Below are 15,045 nucleotides of genomic sequence, written 5' to 3' on the forward strand. Positions count from 1 at the left end.
ACGTCGCCCAACAACTCAACGCCCGACCACGCAAAACGCTCGGCTGGCAAACCCCAGCCGAGCGCCTGCGTGATCTACTGACAGCCACATAGGCCATCAGGTGTTGCGAGGACCCCGAGAATTCGCCATCCTGGCGGGGCCTTCGCGTTCCGGACGCCTCAGATGAGGTCCCACGGGACCGACTCGTACGCCTCCGTCACCGTCTTCATGAACTCCTCCGAGACCGGCAGCCGCAGCTCGTTCACGCGCCCGACCGCGGCGACGCCCCGTGAGTTGGTGACGAACACCGCTTCGCACGACTCCAGGTCCGCGATCCGCACCGGCCCCCGCCGTGAGGGCACGCCCCGCGCGGGCAGGGCCTGTTCGAGGAGCTGCATCGTGATGCCGTCCAGCGCCGGCGCGTCCGGCCAGATGACCGAACCGCCGTCGTAGCAGCCGAGATTGGTGACCGAGCCCTCGGAGATGACGCCGTCCGCGTCGACCAGGAGCGCGTCGTCGAACCCCGCGCGCTCGGCGCGGCGCCCGTAGTAGATCTGCCCGAACGTTCCGGCGTGCTTCACCTGGGGGACCGGACGCTGGTAGATCGCCGTCTGCAGGCTCTGCGGCGAAGAGGGCGGATCGTCCGGCGGGCGTACGACGACCATGATCGAGGGAGCGTCGTCCCCCGCCGGCCAGAAGACGCTGACCCGTACGCCGGCGTCCGGGGTGTCGCCGAGCGCGTGGCGGATGCGGTCGCGGACCAGCACGGCGTCGATGCCGGCCCCGAACAGCACGTTGCCGGCCGCGTCGAGCCGGGCGAGGTGGAGGTCCATCCCGCGCGTCCGCCCGCCGCGTACCTGCATGACGGTGAAGTGACCGTAGTTGACGACCGCGGGCCGGGCCAGCTCCTCGGCCGTCGCGGGATGACCGTTGATCTCGATGCGCGGAAGGGCCGTCACGGCGTCCACGGTAGCGCCCGCGAGGCTTCCGAACGGCCCTGCGAGAATCGGATCCGATGTACCGACTCCTTTTCACAACGCTGCTGCGCCGTCTGCCCGCCGAGACCGTGCACCGGCTCAGCTTCCGTGCCCTGGGTCTTCTCGCCGCCGTGCCCGGCGCGCTGCCGCTGCTCCGCCGCCGGAGCAGGCCCCGCGACGCCGCGCTGCGGGTGCGGGCGCTCGGCCTGGACTTCCCCAGCCCCGTCGGGCTCGCCGCCGGTTTCGACAAGGACGCCGAGGCGTACGAGGCGCTGGGCGCGTTCGGCTTCGGCTTCGTCGAGATCGGCACGGTCACCGCGCGGCCGCAGCCGGGCAACCCCAAACCGCGGCTGTTCCGCCTGGTCAAGGACCGCGCGATCGTCAACCGGATGGGCTTCAACAACGAGGGCGCGCGAGCGGCCGCCGACCGGCTGCGCGGCCGGCGCACGGTCATCGTCGGGGTCAACATCGGCAAGACCAAGGTCGTCCCGGAGCACGAGGCGATCGCCGACTACGTGGAGAGCACCGAGCGGCTCGCCGCACTCGCCGACTACCTCGTGGTCAACGTCAGCTCGCCGAACACCCCCGGCCTGCGCGACCTCCAGGCCGTCGAGCACCTCGAACCGCTGCTCAAGGCGGTACGCGCCGCGGCCGACCGGGCGACCCCGCGGCGCGTGCCGCTGCTGGTGAAGATCGCCCCGGACCTCGCCGACGCCGACATCGACGCGATCGCCGACCTCGCGCTCACGCTCGGCCTCGACGGCATCATCGCGACCAACACCACGATCTCCCGCGACGGCCTGGCCGGCCGCAACGTCGAGGCGGCGGGCGCCGGAGGGCTGTCCGGCGCGCCGCTCAAGGCCCGGTCCCTCGCGGTTTTGCGCCGTCTGCGCGAGCGCGTCGGCGACCGGCTCGTCCTCGTCTCGGTCGGCGGCATCGAGACCGCCGACGAGGCGTGGGAACGCCTCCAGGCCGGCGCGACGCTCGTCCAGGTGTACACCGGCCTGATCTATGGCGGTCCGTCCTGGCCTCGGCGGATCAACCGGGGCCTCGCCGGCCGGCTGCGCGGCGAGGATCGTACGACGGCCTGACCATGACTCGGTCGACAGCTCGTCAAATGCCTTGATCCGGTGCCCGCCCGACATCACTCTTTCCAATGAGGAGGAGCGGTGCCTGGACGAGGTGCTTCCGTGGCCGGTGCGTCGGCGCAAGCCCGCTATCGGAGGCTGCGGGCCGAGTACCGGCAGGAACGGGTCCTCGCGCGGCTCGTGCTGGCGGGCGTCGCGGGCTCCATGACGGCCGGGGTGTTCGGCTGGCTTCGGGGGATGTCCGTCGCGCTCGGGCTGCTGCTCGCGCACTCCCTCTTCCTGCGGGTCAGGCCGGACGCGGTCACCCGCTGGCGGCGCGGCGCCGCGGCCGAGCGGCGTACGGGCCGGCGGCTGTCGCGGCTGGACCCGGCCTACTTCCACGTCCTTCACGACCGGGCGCTGCCGTCGGCGTCGCGGGCCAACCTGGACCACCTCGTCGTCGGCCTCACCGGCGTCTACGCGATCGTCTCGCGCCGATTGCCACCGCTCACCCGCCTGCGCGTGGCCGACGACCGCCTGTGGGCCGGGCCGCGCCCGATCGATCGCCTCCCGATGATGGCGAGGAGCGCCGCCCGTACGGTCGGAGAGCGCCTGTCGGCCGATCTCGGCCGGCGGATCGAGGTCGACGTCATCGTCGCGGTGCACGGCGGGCGGATGCCGCACCTGGGGATCACGATCGCCGGTGTCACCCTGCGGCGGGCGAAGCGGGCGCGGCGCCTCATCCAGCGGCGACCCGCGATCCTCACGACGGCTCAGGTCACGGCCATCGCCGCCGCGGCGGAGCGGATACTTCCCCCAATGATCGACGTCTGACGAAAAACCGGCACGCTTTGTGACGGATTAGTACGCTCAGCGCAACAGACCGAACCCGATTCGCAGCTGAGGGGAACCGTCATGGCGGGCCGTATCGTCGTCTTCGGCGCCACCGGCTACACCGGGACGCTCACCGCGCGGGCCCTCGTCGCCCAGGGCGCGCGGCCGGTCCTCGCCGGGCGGGACACGACGGCCCTCGCCGCTCTTGCGGAGGAGCTCGGCGGCCTGGAGACGGCGCGGGCCGACGTGGAGGAACCGCGTTCGGTACGCGCGCTGGTGGAGCACGACGACGTCCTGGTCACGACGGTCGGCCCCTTCCTGGAGTACGGGCACGCCGCGCTGGACGCTGCGGTGGACGCCGGCGCGCACTACATCGACTGCACCGGCGAGCCGCCCTTCGTACGCGAGGTCTTCGAGTCGTACGGGCCCAAGGCCCGGTCCGCGCTGATCACCGCGTTCGGCTACGACTACGTGCCGGGGAACCTCGCGGGCGCCCTGGCCCTCGACCGGGTCGGCGAGGACGGCTTCCGCGTCGACGTCGGTTACTTCGTCGGCGGCGGCGACCTGTGGCGCGGGCTGACCGCGGGCAGCCTGCGGTCGGTCGCCGGGGTGGCCACCGCCCAGATGTACACCTTCCGGGGGCGCATCCACGACGAGGCCCGCCCCCGGGTCCGCGACTTCGAGGTGGGCGGGCGGTCGCGGATCGGCCTGTCGATCGGCGCCTCGGAACACTTCGCCCTGCCCGCGTCGTATCCGGCGCTGTACGAGGTCAACGTCTATCTCGGCTGGTTCGGCCGGGCCACGCGGCTGGCCGCACGCGGGCGGGCCGGCGCGATCGGCGCGAAGGTCGGTCTGGGCGCGCTCGCACGCCTCGCGGGACGGCGGCGGAGCGGGAAGAGCACCCTGACGTCGCGCATCGTCGCGGTGGCGTACGACGCCGAGGGTGCGCTGCTGACCGACGTGCACCTTTCCGGTGGGGATCCGTATGAATTCACCGCCGGCGCCCTTTCCTGGGCCGCCTGCCAGGCCGCGCAGGGAAAGGTGGAATCGGGTGCTCTCGGGCCGGTCGCGGCATTCGGTCTTTCCGAGCTGGAGGCGGGCTGTGCGATGGCCGGAATCGCCCGCGTCACCGGCTGACGTACGCCGGCCCGTTCTGGAGTCCTGCCTGCGGGTGCATAGGGCGTACAACGCGGTCAAAGGAGTCCATAAGCCTGGAAAGCTTGGCTTATAGCTATAAAGAATTGTTTTTCTCGGGCGCTTCCCTGTAAGGGCGGTAATAATCTCCGTTGGTTCTTCGAAAACTGTTGAAGAAGTGACGGAAAAGGCTTTAACTTCAGCGCCATGGAAGACCGGCTTTTGGTCGAGGCGCTGCGGTCGCGTGATCCGATCGCGATGGGTTCGGTCTACGACGACTATGCCGAGCGCCTCTATGACTTCTGCTGGTTCCGGCTGCGCAACCGCGACGCCGCCCAGGTGGCGTTCCGCGACACGCTGATGTGCGCCGAGTCCCACATCGGGCGGCTGCGGGCGCCCGCGAGGTTCGCCGCCTGGCTCTACGCGCTCGCCCGCATCGAGTGCCGGCGCCGCCGTCCGGCCGGCCGGGTCCATCCCGACCTGACCGTGGCCCGGCACGACCAGGACGACGTCGACCTGCGCCTGATGGCCTGGCGCGCGGTCACCGGCCTGCCATCGCTCAGCCGCGAACTGCTCGACCTGCGGCACCGGCGCCACCTCGACGACGCCGAGGTCGCCCTCGTCCTCGGGCTGCGGCCGCGGGAGGTCGGCGAGCTGTTCCGCCAGGCGGGCGTGCTGCTCGAGGCCGCCCTGGTCGCCGAGATCCTCGCCCACGACGGCCTGGACGGCTGCGCACGCCGCGCGGCGATCCTGCGGCCACGGGTCCGGGAGATCGACGACGACCTGCGGGAGGCGCTCGTACGCCACTCGCTCGAATGCCCCGGGTGCGCGCGGCACCTGCCGGACAACATCGCGCCGGGCAAGGTGTACGACCTGCTGCCGCGCGCACCCCTGCCGCCACCGCTGCGCGCGCAGGTCATGAACTGCTTCACCGACCCCGAGCTGGCCGGCTACCGGCTGTTCGCGGCGGCGCGGGTGTCCCGCTTCGCCGCGAACGGCTTCCCGCTGCAGCCGGGCGCGGGCCGTACGGCCGCGTTCCGCCGCGCCGTACACGACCCCAGCGGCGCACACGGCTGGGCGCGCGCCCTCACCGCGATGGCGGGCGCCGTGCTCGCGGCGGTGGTGGCGACGGCTCTGTGCGGCTACTTCGGCAGGGAGTCCTCACACGGCTCTCACGGGGTCGTCGCCGCGCCGCCGGGTCCGCGCGCGCCCAGCCCCAGCCCGGCGCCCCCGGGACGGCCCGGAGGGACCCGCCCGGTGGCGGCGGCGCTGCCGCTGGGCCCGACCGGCCCGACCGGGATGGCCGGGCCGGCCGTCGTGCTGGGGGAGGTGCCGCCAAAGGAGTTCCTGCGGGCCGCCGCCGTGCTCGGCGTCTCTCCAGCCCGGCTGACGCTCCCGCCCGGTGGCACAGGCGTCCTGTGGCTGACCGCGAGCTCGGCGGCCGTGCCGTGGCGGGCGACCGGCGCGGGGCCGCTGCGCCTCAGCACGGCCGGAGGCACGCTGGGGCCCGGCGAGGCACAGAGCGTCGTGGTACGCGCGCCGTACGTGGGGCCGGGGGCGGAGGTGATCACGTTCTGGCCGGGCGGCAGGCAGGTCGAGATCGCCTGGGGCGGGCGGGTGGCGCCGCCGCCTTCGTCGTCGCCCCCGCCACCGTCCTCGACGCCCACATCCGAGCCGACGCCGGCCCCGACACCGCCGCCGCCCAGTACGAGCGGGCCACCGTCCTCACAGCCGACACCCACCGATACCGCGGCGCCCCCGCGCTCCGACCCGCCCGCGCCGGCCCCGTCCCCGTCTGGATCGGGCGGGTGACGGCCGGTCGAGAGGTATGGCGAGAAGGTGCCGATCTTCTCCTGTCCGTACGAGCCGGGTCTCGCCGAAATCCGAGACGCAGCCGTGGATCAGTCACCTTCCGGGACGTGAGTGACGGCCGCCACCGCGTGGCGCCGGTGTTTTCACAGCGTCGCCAGTGGTAACCCTTCGTGTTGGCCCGCTTCCGTCGGGCGTAGCTCCGGGGGGAGAATTTGGCAGGTTCTCATCGGCGCGGGCGAACGCTCGGCGCCCTCGTGTTCGGCGTGCTCGCGGTCACGGTGCTGCTCGCCGCCCCCTCCACCGCCGACCCGGCACCGAGCGCGCGTGACCTGGCCAAGAGCAAAAGGGACGTACGCGCCCGCGCCGCCGAGGTCGGCAAGATCAACGCCGCGCTGGCGCTCGCCGACGGGCGGCTCGACGACCTGAACGACGAGGCCGAGACCGCCGTCGAGCGCTTCAACGGCGCTCGCGCCCGGCTCGAACAGGCCGACCGCGACTACCAGGCCGCGCTCGGCCGCTCGGCGAAGGCCCGCGACCGGCTGGGGCAGACCCGGCGCGACGTGGCGGCGTTCGCCGCGCGCGCGTACCGAAGCGACAACGGCTACCCCTCGCTCGTGGCGGTCCTCGGCGGCAGGGGAGGGCCGGCCGGGTTCCTGGAGCGCGCGTCGTTCATGCAGGTCCTCGCCAACCGGAAGAACTTCGCCCTGGACCAGGAGAAGGCCGCCCACGGCATCGCCGACATGTTCGAGAAGCAGTCGCGGCGCGCGCTGGGGACCCAGCGCGAGGCCACGCGCGCCACCGCGGCGGCACGCGAGGCGGCGAGCGCGGCGGTGGCGCATCAGCGGGCGAGCGTGAAACAGATCCAGCAGCACAAGTCGGGGCTGGTCGCGGCGCTGGGCCGGGCCCGGGCGCGCGCCGCCGGACTGCGGCGCGCCCGCGAGGCGGCCCTGGCGCAGAAGGAGGCGGCGCCCATGGGCGGGGCGCCGCAGGCCGCCCCCGCCGCCCTGCCCAAGGGGTCCGCGCTCGGCTCCGTGGCCGCGCGCGCCGCGCTCAAGTGGCTCGGCACCCCGTACTCCTGGGGTGGAGGCACGCCGGCCGGCCCCTCGCTCGGCATCGCCCAGGGCGCGCGCACCGTCGGCTTCGACTGCTCGGGTCTGGTGACGTACGCCTGGGCCCGGGCCGGTATACCGCTCACGCACTACGCGACGGCCCAGTACAACTCCGGGCCGCACCCCACGCGTGACCAGCTCCGCCCGGGTGACCTGGTCTTCTTCGCGCACAACCCGACGAACCCGAGCACGATCCATCACGTCGGGATCTACATCGGCAACGGTCAGATGGTCGAGGCTCCGTTCACCGGGGCGCGCGTACGGGTCTCGAACGCCTTCCGCCCGGACTACGCGGGAGCCACCCGGCCGGCCGGACCTCGGTGAGAACTCAGTGGTCCTGCGCTCGCTTGAAGGAGCGCTCGATCTCGACCTCGGCGTCCTTGCGGCCGGCCCAGCTCGCACCCTCGACCGACTTGCCCGGTTCGAGGTCCTTGTAGACCTCGAAGAAGTGCTGGATCTCCAGCCGGTCGAACTCCGGCACGTGGTGGATGTCGCGCAGGTGTTCCATCCGGGGGTCGGTGGCCGGCACGCACAGCACCTTGTCGTCGCCGCCCGCCTCGTCGGTCATGCGGAACATGCCGACCGTACGGCAGCGGATCAGGCATCCCGGGAACGTGGGCTCCTGGAGGAGGACGAGCGCGTCGAGCGGGTCGCCGTCTTCGCCCAGCGTGTTGTCGATGAAGCCGTAGTCCGCCGGGTACTGCGTGGAGGTGAACAACATCCGGTCTAGGCGGATTCGTCCGGTTTCATGGTCCATCTCGTACTTGTTGCGTTGTCCCTTGGGGATCTCGATAGTGACGTCGAATTGCACAATGTCCTCCGCTCCCCGGGGCGGGCCGAGGTCGTTCTGGTTGGATGTTGGCGTTATAAGGATGTCGCACGTCACTAGTGCTGCGGCGATGAGAGGGGCGTTAAGGTGCGGAGGCCCGAGCGCGCCGTGGCCATGATCACACTGGCGCTGCTGAACGTCTTCCTGGTGACCGCTGCCCTGGCAGTGGTGAAGCTCACACCGGATCGTGCCCTCGCGCTGAGACCGCCGACCGTGGCCGACCGGGCGATCGTCTCGGCGGCCGCGCCCCCGCTGGCGCCGGTCGGCGCGACCGCGCCGCTGCCCGCCTCGGGCTCACTGGCGTCGCGGCTGGCCGGGCCGATGCAGGCGTCGGGGCTCGGCGCGAACCTCAGCGGCACGGTCATCGACGCCCTGAGCCACAAGACGCTGTTCAGCAGCGGCGCCGACCTGCCGGCCGTACCCGCGTCGACCACCAAGCTGACCACCTCGGTCGCGGTGCTCGCCTCGGCCGGCCCGGACCACCGGATCACGACGAGCGCGGTCCGCGCGGGCAACGACGTGGTCCTCGTCGGCGGCGGCGACCCGACGCTGACGACCTCGGCGAGCCGGCTCGCCTACCCGCGTCCGGCGACGCTGACCGACTTGGCCAAGCAGACCGCCGCGGCGCTCAAGACCGCGGGGGTACGGCGGGTCGCGGTCGACTACGACGTCTCGGCCTACCAGGGCAGCCGCTCGGGTCCCGGCTGGAAGCCGGGCTACTTCGCCGAGGGCGACGTCGCCCCCGTCTCCGCGCTCGAGATCGACGAGGGCCGGGTCGCGCCGGGCGTGCCCGGCCGCGTCTCGGACCCGCCCTCGATCGCCGCCTCGGCGTTCGCCCGCGCCCTGAGCCGGCAGGGTGTGAGCGCCCACCTCGGCATGCGCCGGGTCGCGCCGAAGGGCGCCCAGCGCCTCGGCGCGGTCCAGTCCCCGCCGATCTCCGCGCTCGTCGAGCGGCTGCTGACCGACAGCGACAACGACATCGCCGAGGCGATGGCCCGTCAGGTCGCGATGAAGCTCGGCCGCCCGCCGACCTTCGAGGGCGGAGCCGCCGGCGTACACGACGTGCTGGCCGGCCTGGGGGTCGCCTCCGGCATCGACACGGTCGACGGCAGCGGCCTGTCCCCGCGCAACCGGATCACGCCCGGCGGCCTGGCCCGGCTCCTCGCCCTGGCCGCCTCGTCGGCCAAACACCCCGAGCTTCGTACGGTGATGTCCGGAATGCCGATTGCCGGGTTCTCCGGGACCCTCGCGAACCGCTACAGCGTGGGCACGGCGGCCAACGGGCGCGGGGTGGTCCGCGCCAAGACCGGCACGCTCGACGGCGTGAACACCCTGGCGGGCGTGGTCGACGACGCGGACGGGCGGCTGCTGACGTTCGCGTTCATGGCCAACAAGGTCCAGTCGCCGGCGGCGGCGCTGGCCGCCCTCGACACGCTGGCCGGAACCCTCGCCGGCTGCGGCTGCCGCTGATCGACACCGTGTGATCGATCAGCGGCCCGCCCGGGAGTTCATCGAAGGTTCTCGGGCGTTGGAGCTTGTGAGGCATGCTCCCCAGGCGATCGGGGACGTACCGTTAGGTGGAGAGCCCGGCCGGAGAGGGTTGTAATGCCAGCATCCATGATCGACTGGAACGTCGCCGTTCAGACGGGGACCCGTCTTGTCCGCCCGGGGCCGCAGGTCAGCCCCAAGGAGGCGCGTCAGGTCGTCGCCGAGCTCCGTGAGCTCTCCGGCGTGGCCCAGGGCCACGTCCGCGAGTTCACCGGGATGGACGGCGGCATCGACTCGTCTCCCGCCAAGGTCGTCGACCGGCCCGGCTGGATCCAGGCCAACGTCGACGGTTTCCGCGTCGTCCTCGAGCCGCTGATGGAACAACTCCAGGCCCGCCGGGGCGGCGGCCTGCTCGGTGGCGGCGCCGGCGGCGCGGTCATGCAGGCCGTCGGCTCGCGCGTGACCGGCATGCAGGTCGGCGCGATCCTCGCCTACATGGCGAGCCGCGTCCTCGGCCAGTACGAGCTGTTCCTGCCGCCGGACCCCACGGGCCGCGCGCCCACGGGCCGGCTGACGCTCGTCGCGCCCAACATCGTCGGCGCGGAGCAGGAGCTCAAGGTCGACAGCCGCGACTTCCGGCTGTGGGTGTGCCTGCACGAGGAGACCCACCGGGCCCAGTTCGCCTCGGTCTCCTGGCTGCGGGCGTACGTCCAGGACCAGATGACGGCGTTCCTGCTCGCCTCCGACCTCGACCCCGGCGCCCTGCTCGACCGGCTGCGCGGTGTCGGCGAGGCGGTCGCGGACGCCGTACGCGGCGGCGAGGGCAACCTCATCGACGCGATCCAGACTCCCGAGCAGCGCGAGATCCTCGACCGCCTGACCGCGGTCATGACGCTGGCGGAGGGCCACGGCGACTACGTCATGGACGCGGTCGGCCCCGAGGTCGTGCCGAGCGTCGCCGACATCCGGGCCAAGTTCCAGCACCGGCGGGAGGGCGCGTCACAGGTGGACCGCGCGATCCGCCGCCTGCTGGGCCTGGAGATGAAGATGAAGCAGTACGCGGAGGGCTCGCGCTTCGTCAACGCGGTCATCGACCAGGTCGGAATGGACGGCTTCAACCGCGTCTGGACCTCGCCCAACACGCTCCCGACCCACACCGAGATCAAGGACCCGGCGCTGTGGGTGGGCCGCGTGATCGGCAAACCGGAGCTCCCGCCCGCGGAATGATCCTCGATGTTGCGTGAGAAGCGTGAGGCGCCTCACGCAACAATGGGGGTGTGGGACCTGATCCGGCGGTCGCGGCGGTACGCCTCGCGGTCCGCCGTACCCTCGCCGCGGTCGAGGCGGGCGACCTCGTGCTCGTCGCGTGCAGCGGCGGGGCCGACTCGCTCGCCCTCGCCGGGGCGCTGGCGTTCGAGGCGGCCAGATCCGGCCACCGCGCCGGCGGGCTGACCGTCGACCACGGCCTCCAGGACGGCTCCGCTGAGCGCGCCGCCGGCGTCGTGGCCACCATGGCCGCCCTGGGGCTCGACCCGGCCGAGGCGCGGACCGTCACCGTCGGGTCCGACGGCGGCATGGAGGCCGCCGCGCGTACCGCCCGCTACACCGCCCTGGACGAGTCCACCGCACGTCACCGGGCCACCGCCGTCCTCCTCGGGCACACGCTCGACGACCAGGCCGAGACGGTGCTGCTCGGGCTCGCCCGCGGCTCCGGGGCCCGCTCGCTCGCCGGCATGGCCGCCGTCTCAGGGCACTACCACCGCCCCCTGCTGGACCTCGGCCGCGACCTCACCCGCCGCGCCTGCCTCGCCATGGGCCTGGCCCCCTGGGACGACCCGCATAACGAGGACCGCGCGTACGCCCGCGCCCGCGTCCGCGCGGACGTGCTGCCCGCCCTGGAGACCGGCCTGGGCCCCGGCATGACCGCCGCGCTGGCCCGCACCGCGCGGATGCTCCGCGACGACGCCGACGCCCTCGACGACTGGGCGGCCCGTGCACTGGAGGAGGCGGGCGGGCCGGAGGCGCTGGACGTGCACGTGCTGGCCGGGCTGCCCCGTGCCGTCCGCACGCGCGTGCTGCACCGTACGGCGATCGCCGCCGGCAGCCCGCCGGGCGCGCTCGCCGCGGTGCACGTCGAAGCGGTGGAGGCCCTGGTCACCGCGTGGCACGGCCAGTCGCACGTCGACCTCCCCGGGCGCGTACGGGTCTGGCGGAGGTATGAAAAGCTGCTCTTCGGGCCATCCCAAATGGGTGTTTCATCCCAGTGATTTGTTCTGCTATCGGTGAACACGGGAGTGGCGGCGACATGGCCGCGCGATCTAGAAGGGTTTTTTGGTGGACGAAGCGGACATGCGGGCGGACCTCGAGAAGGTGCTCATCCCGGAGGCCGAGCTCCAGGCCAAGATCCGGGAGCTCGCCGCGCAGGTCGACAAGGACTACGAGGGGCGGGACCTCCTGCTCGTGGGAGTTCTGAAAGGCGCGGTGATGGTCATGGCCGACCTGGCCCGCGCGCTGCACTCCCCGGTGTCCATGGACTGGATGGCGGTGTCCTCGTACGGCTCGGGCACCAAATCGTCCGGCGTCGTGCGCATCTTGAAGGATCTCGACTCCGACATCATGGGCCGCCACGTGCTCATCGTCGAGGACATCGTCGACTCGGGCCTCACCCTTTCCTGGCTGCGCAGCAACCTCGAATCCCGTGGCCCGGCCTCTCTCGAGGTCTGTACGCTGCTGCGAAAGCCCGAGGCCGCCAAGATCGAGGTCGGCGTCAAGTACGTCGGTTTCGACATCCCGAACGAGTTCGTGATCGGTTACGGGCTCGATTACGCCGAGCGTTACCGGAATCTGCCGTTCGTGGGGACGCTTGCCCCGCACGTCTACGGTGGAAGTGGGGAACAAGAGGCTTAGCCTCGTACGTTCCTAGTTGCGAAGTGGGGCGCCGGACGTCGTGCTGCGGTCTTCCGTGACTCCGGTGTACCTTCGTTATCTCAGGCTCCTTGCGGGCCACACTAAGGAAGGCCGCCTCGGCGGGCGTTCGCGCGACGAGGTCTGATGACGCTGGTCAGGAGGGACGGGGCCCCATCGCGGGGCGCCGCATAAATGGATCTGAAGCGCTACTTTCGCGGGCCGTTGCTCTGGATTCTGGCCTTCGGGGCGCTGGTACTCCTCGTCATGTACGGGATCAATCCCGGTGGCTCGTACGAGAAGGCCGACACCTCGAGGGTCGTACAGGCCATCCAGAACAACGAGGTGACCTCCGCCCAGATCATTGACAAAGATCAGCGGATCGAGGTCAAGCTCAAGAACGGCAAGCAGCTGCAGGCGTCATGGGTCGACGGCCAGGGCCTCGACCTCGCGCGGCAACTGCAGACCAAGGCCGCGGCCGGGCAGATCAAGAGCTACACGGTCTCGGTCCCCAAGCAGAACGTCTTCCTGAGCCTGCTGTTCAGCTTCCTGCCGATCGTCGTCGTCGTGCTGATCTTCCTGTTCATCATGAACCAGATGCAGGGCGGCGGCTCCCGGGTGATGAACTTCGGCAAGTCGCGGGCGAAGCTGGTGACGAAGGACACTCCGAAGACCACGTTCGCCGACGTGGCCGGGGCCGACGAGGCCATCGAGGAGCTCCAGGAGATCAAGGAGTTCTTGCAGAATCCGGCCAAGTTCCAGGCCATCGGAGCCAAGATTCCCAAGGGCGTGCTGCTCTACGGCTCACCCGGTACCGGCAAGACGCTGCTCGCCCGCGCCGTCGCCGGCGAGGCGGGCGTGCCCTTCTACTCGATCTCCGGTTCGGACTTCGTCGAGATGTTCGTCGGTGTCGGCGCCTCCCGCGTGCGCGACCTGTTCGAGCAGGCCAAGGCGAACGCGCCCTCGATCATCTTCGTGGACGAGATCGACGCCGTCGGCCGGCACCGTGGTGCCGGGCTGGGCGGCGGGCACGACGAACGCGAGCAGACGCTCAACCAGCTGCTCGTCGAGATGGACGGCTTCGACGTCAAGGGCGGCGTGATCCTGATCGCGGCGACCAACCGGCCCGACATCCTCGACCCGGCGCTGCTGCGCCCGGGGCGGTTCGACCGGCAGATCGTCATCGACCGGCCGGACCTGGAGGGCCGCAAGGGCATCCTGCGGGTTCACGGCCGCGGCAAGCCGTTCGCGCCCGACGTCGAGCTCGACACGATCGCGCGTCGGACGCCGGGCTTCACCGGCGCCGACCTGGCCAACGTCATCAACGAGGCGGCTCTGCTGACGGCCCGTATGGACCGCAAGCAGATCGACATGGACACCCTTGAGGAGTCCATCGACCGCGTCATGGCCGGCCCGGAGCGCAAGAGCCGGGTCATGTCCGACCGGGAGAAGAAGACGATCGCCTACCACGAGGGCGGCCACGCCCTGGTGGCGCACGCGTTGCCGAACGCCGACCCGGTGCACAAGATCACGATCTTGTCCCGCGGGCAGGCGCTGGGCTACACGATGACGCTCCCGATGGAGGACAAGTTCCTGGCGAGCCGCTCGGAGATGCTCGACCAGCTCGCCATGCTGCTCGGCGGCCGTACGGCCGAGGAGCTCGTCTTCCACGAGCCGACGACCGGCGCGGCCAACGACATCGAGAAGGCCACCTCGATCGCCCGGAAGATGATCACCGAGTACGGCATGAGCGAGCGCCTGGGCGCCCGCAAGTTCGGCGAGGGCAACGGCGAGCCGTTCCTCGGCCGGGACATGTCGCACGCCCGTGACTACTCCGAGGAGATCGCGTCCGCGATCGACGACGAGGTCCGGCGTCTGATCGAGGCCGCCCACGACATCGCGTGGGAGATCCTGGTCGAATACCGCGACGTGCTCGACGATCTCGTCCTCCAGCTCATGGACAAGGAGACCTTGTCCAAGAACCAGGTCATCGACATCTTCGCGCCGATCGAGAAGCGGCCGGCCGCCCCGTCCTACAGCGGGTACGGCAAGCGGCTTCCCTCGGACCGTCCGCCGGTGCTGACGCCCAAGGAGCTCGCGCTCATGGGGCCGAAGGACGTACAGGATCTGACGCAGGGCAACGGCAGCGGAAGCTCCCGTAGCACTGCGGCGGACCACGAGGAGCAGGACGACCGCGAAGGCCCGGCGTGACCCCAGCTCCAGAGCCGCACGGACCGCCGATCGACCAGGCACGCGTCGAGAAGGCGGTCCGCGAGATCCTCATCGCGGTCGGGGAGGACCCCGACCGCGATGGTCTTGTCGACACTCCGGCCCGGGTCGCCCGCGCGTACGCCGAGCAGCTCGCCGGCATGCGCCAGCGCCCGGAAGACGTCCTCAGCACGGTGTTCGACGCCGATCACGACGAAATGGTGATCGTCAAGGACATCGAGGTCTACAGCCTCTGCGAGCACCACCTCGTGCCGTTCCACGGGGTGGCGCACGTGGGCTACACCCCCAACGAGAAGGGCCAGATCACCGGGCTCTCCAAGCTGGCCCGGCTCGTCGACGTCTACGCCCGGCGCCCGCAGGTGCAGGAGCGCATGACCTCGCAGATCGCCGACGCCCTGGTCGACGTGCTCAAGCCTCGCGGTGTCATCGTCGTCGTGGAGGCCGAGCACCTGTGCATGACCATGCGCGGGGTCCGTAAGCCCGGTGCCAAGACGCTGACGTCGGCCGTACGCGGCGACTTCCGCGACGAGCCGAGCACCCGCGCCGAGGCGATGAGTCTCATCCTCGGCCGCTGACCACGCGCGAACCAACGTCCCTGACTCAACGTCGAACAAAGAGTCTGCGGTGTTACCGTGACTCGGGGACACGTCGCCACAACCGCCTGTTAAATCGGGCAAAGTAAA

General features: G+C 71.4%; 13 protein-coding genes. 11 read left to right on the forward strand and 2 right to left on the reverse strand.

Annotated elements, in window-relative coordinates:
• Nucleotides 1-158: 158 nt before the first annotated feature.
• Entirely contained in the window at nucleotides 159-938 is a 780-nt protein-coding gene (locus tag QWU11_RS14875; RefSeq protein ID WP_290108727.1) for an aminotransferase class IV family protein, read from the reverse strand.
• A 56-nt stretch (nucleotides 939-994) separates the two neighbouring features.
• Between QWU11_RS14875 and QWU11_RS14880 the strand changes: the two genes are divergently transcribed.
• The 5 genes from QWU11_RS14880 (at nucleotide 995) to QWU11_RS14900 (ending at nucleotide 7,236) form a co-directional block, all read left to right on the forward strand.
• Nucleotides 995-2,047 (forward strand): quinone-dependent dihydroorotate dehydrogenase, encoded by a 1,053-nt coding sequence (locus QWU11_RS14880; protein ID WP_290108728.1) that lies wholly within the window; start codon nucleotides 995-997, stop codon nucleotides 2,045-2,047.
• Between the two features lie 99 nt (nucleotides 2,048-2,146).
• Nucleotides 2,147-2,857, forward strand: a complete 711-nt coding sequence (locus QWU11_RS14885) for a nuclease-related domain-containing protein (protein WP_290108729.1) — start codon at nucleotides 2,147-2,149, stop codon at nucleotides 2,855-2,857.
• A gap of 81 nt (nucleotides 2,858-2,938) precedes the next feature.
• Nucleotides 2,939-3,994: a saccharopine dehydrogenase NADP-binding domain-containing protein gene (locus tag QWU11_RS14890; protein ID WP_290108730.1), complete on the forward strand. Its 1,056-nt coding sequence runs from the start codon at nucleotides 2,939-2,941 to the stop codon at nucleotides 3,992-3,994.
• Nucleotides 3,995-4,198: 204 nt separating this feature from the next.
• Nucleotides 4,199-5,803, forward strand: coding sequence for a sigma-70 family RNA polymerase sigma factor (locus tag QWU11_RS14895; RefSeq protein WP_290108731.1), 1,605 nt, complete (start codon nucleotides 4,199-4,201; stop codon nucleotides 5,801-5,803).
• A 212-nt stretch (nucleotides 5,804-6,015) separates the two neighbouring features.
• The gene (locus QWU11_RS14900) at nucleotides 6,016-7,236 is read left to right on the forward strand and encodes an NlpC/P60 family protein (RefSeq protein WP_290108732.1); all 1,221 of its coding nucleotides are present in this window, start codon (nucleotides 6,016-6,018) and stop codon (nucleotides 7,234-7,236) included.
• A gap of 4 nt (nucleotides 7,237-7,240) precedes the next feature.
• Here QWU11_RS14900 and QWU11_RS14905 read toward each other — a convergent pair whose 3' ends face one another.
• A complete protein-coding gene (locus tag QWU11_RS14905) occupies nucleotides 7,241-7,723 on the reverse strand; it encodes an inorganic diphosphatase (protein WP_290108733.1) in 483 nt (160 codons plus the stop codon).
• A 105-nt stretch (nucleotides 7,724-7,828) separates the two neighbouring features.
• Between QWU11_RS14905 and dacB the strand changes: the two genes are divergently transcribed.
• From dacB to folE, 6 genes are all read left to right on the forward strand, one after another.
• On the forward strand, nucleotides 7,829-9,211 hold the full coding sequence (dacB, locus tag QWU11_RS14910) for a D-alanyl-D-alanine carboxypeptidase/D-alanyl-D-alanine-endopeptidase (protein WP_290108734.1): 1,383 nt from the start codon (nucleotides 7,829-7,831) through the stop codon (nucleotides 9,209-9,211).
• Between the two features lie 147 nt (nucleotides 9,212-9,358).
• The gene (locus QWU11_RS14915) at nucleotides 9,359-10,456 is read left to right on the forward strand and encodes a zinc-dependent metalloprotease (protein WP_290109133.1); all 1,098 of its coding nucleotides are present in this window, start codon (nucleotides 9,359-9,361) and stop codon (nucleotides 10,454-10,456) included.
• A 50-nt stretch (nucleotides 10,457-10,506) separates the two neighbouring features.
• Entirely contained in the window at nucleotides 10,507-11,496 is a 990-nt protein-coding gene (gene tilS / locus QWU11_RS14920) for a tRNA lysidine(34) synthetase TilS (RefSeq protein WP_290108735.1), read from the forward strand.
• A 67-nt stretch (nucleotides 11,497-11,563) separates the two neighbouring features.
• The gene (hpt, locus tag QWU11_RS14925) at nucleotides 11,564-12,136 is read left to right on the forward strand and encodes a hypoxanthine phosphoribosyltransferase (RefSeq protein ID WP_290108736.1); all 573 of its coding nucleotides are present in this window, start codon (nucleotides 11,564-11,566) and stop codon (nucleotides 12,134-12,136) included.
• 192 nt (nucleotides 12,137-12,328) lie between these two features.
• Nucleotides 12,329-14,344, forward strand: coding sequence for an ATP-dependent zinc metalloprotease FtsH (ftsH, locus tag QWU11_RS14930; protein ID WP_290108737.1), 2,016 nt, complete (start codon nucleotides 12,329-12,331; stop codon nucleotides 14,342-14,344).
• Complete coding sequence (folE, locus tag QWU11_RS14935; RefSeq protein ID WP_290108738.1) at nucleotides 14,341-14,937, forward strand: GTP cyclohydrolase I FolE; 597 nt, start codon at nucleotides 14,341-14,343, stop codon at nucleotides 14,935-14,937. The genes ftsH and folE overlap by 4 nt, the downstream gene beginning before the upstream one ends.
• Nucleotides 14,938-15,045: the final 108 nt, after the last annotated feature.

Source organism: Actinomadura sp. DC4 (genome assembly GCF_030406325.1).
Taxonomy (GTDB): Bacteria; Actinomycetota; Actinomycetes; order Streptosporangiales; family Streptosporangiaceae; genus Actinoallomurus.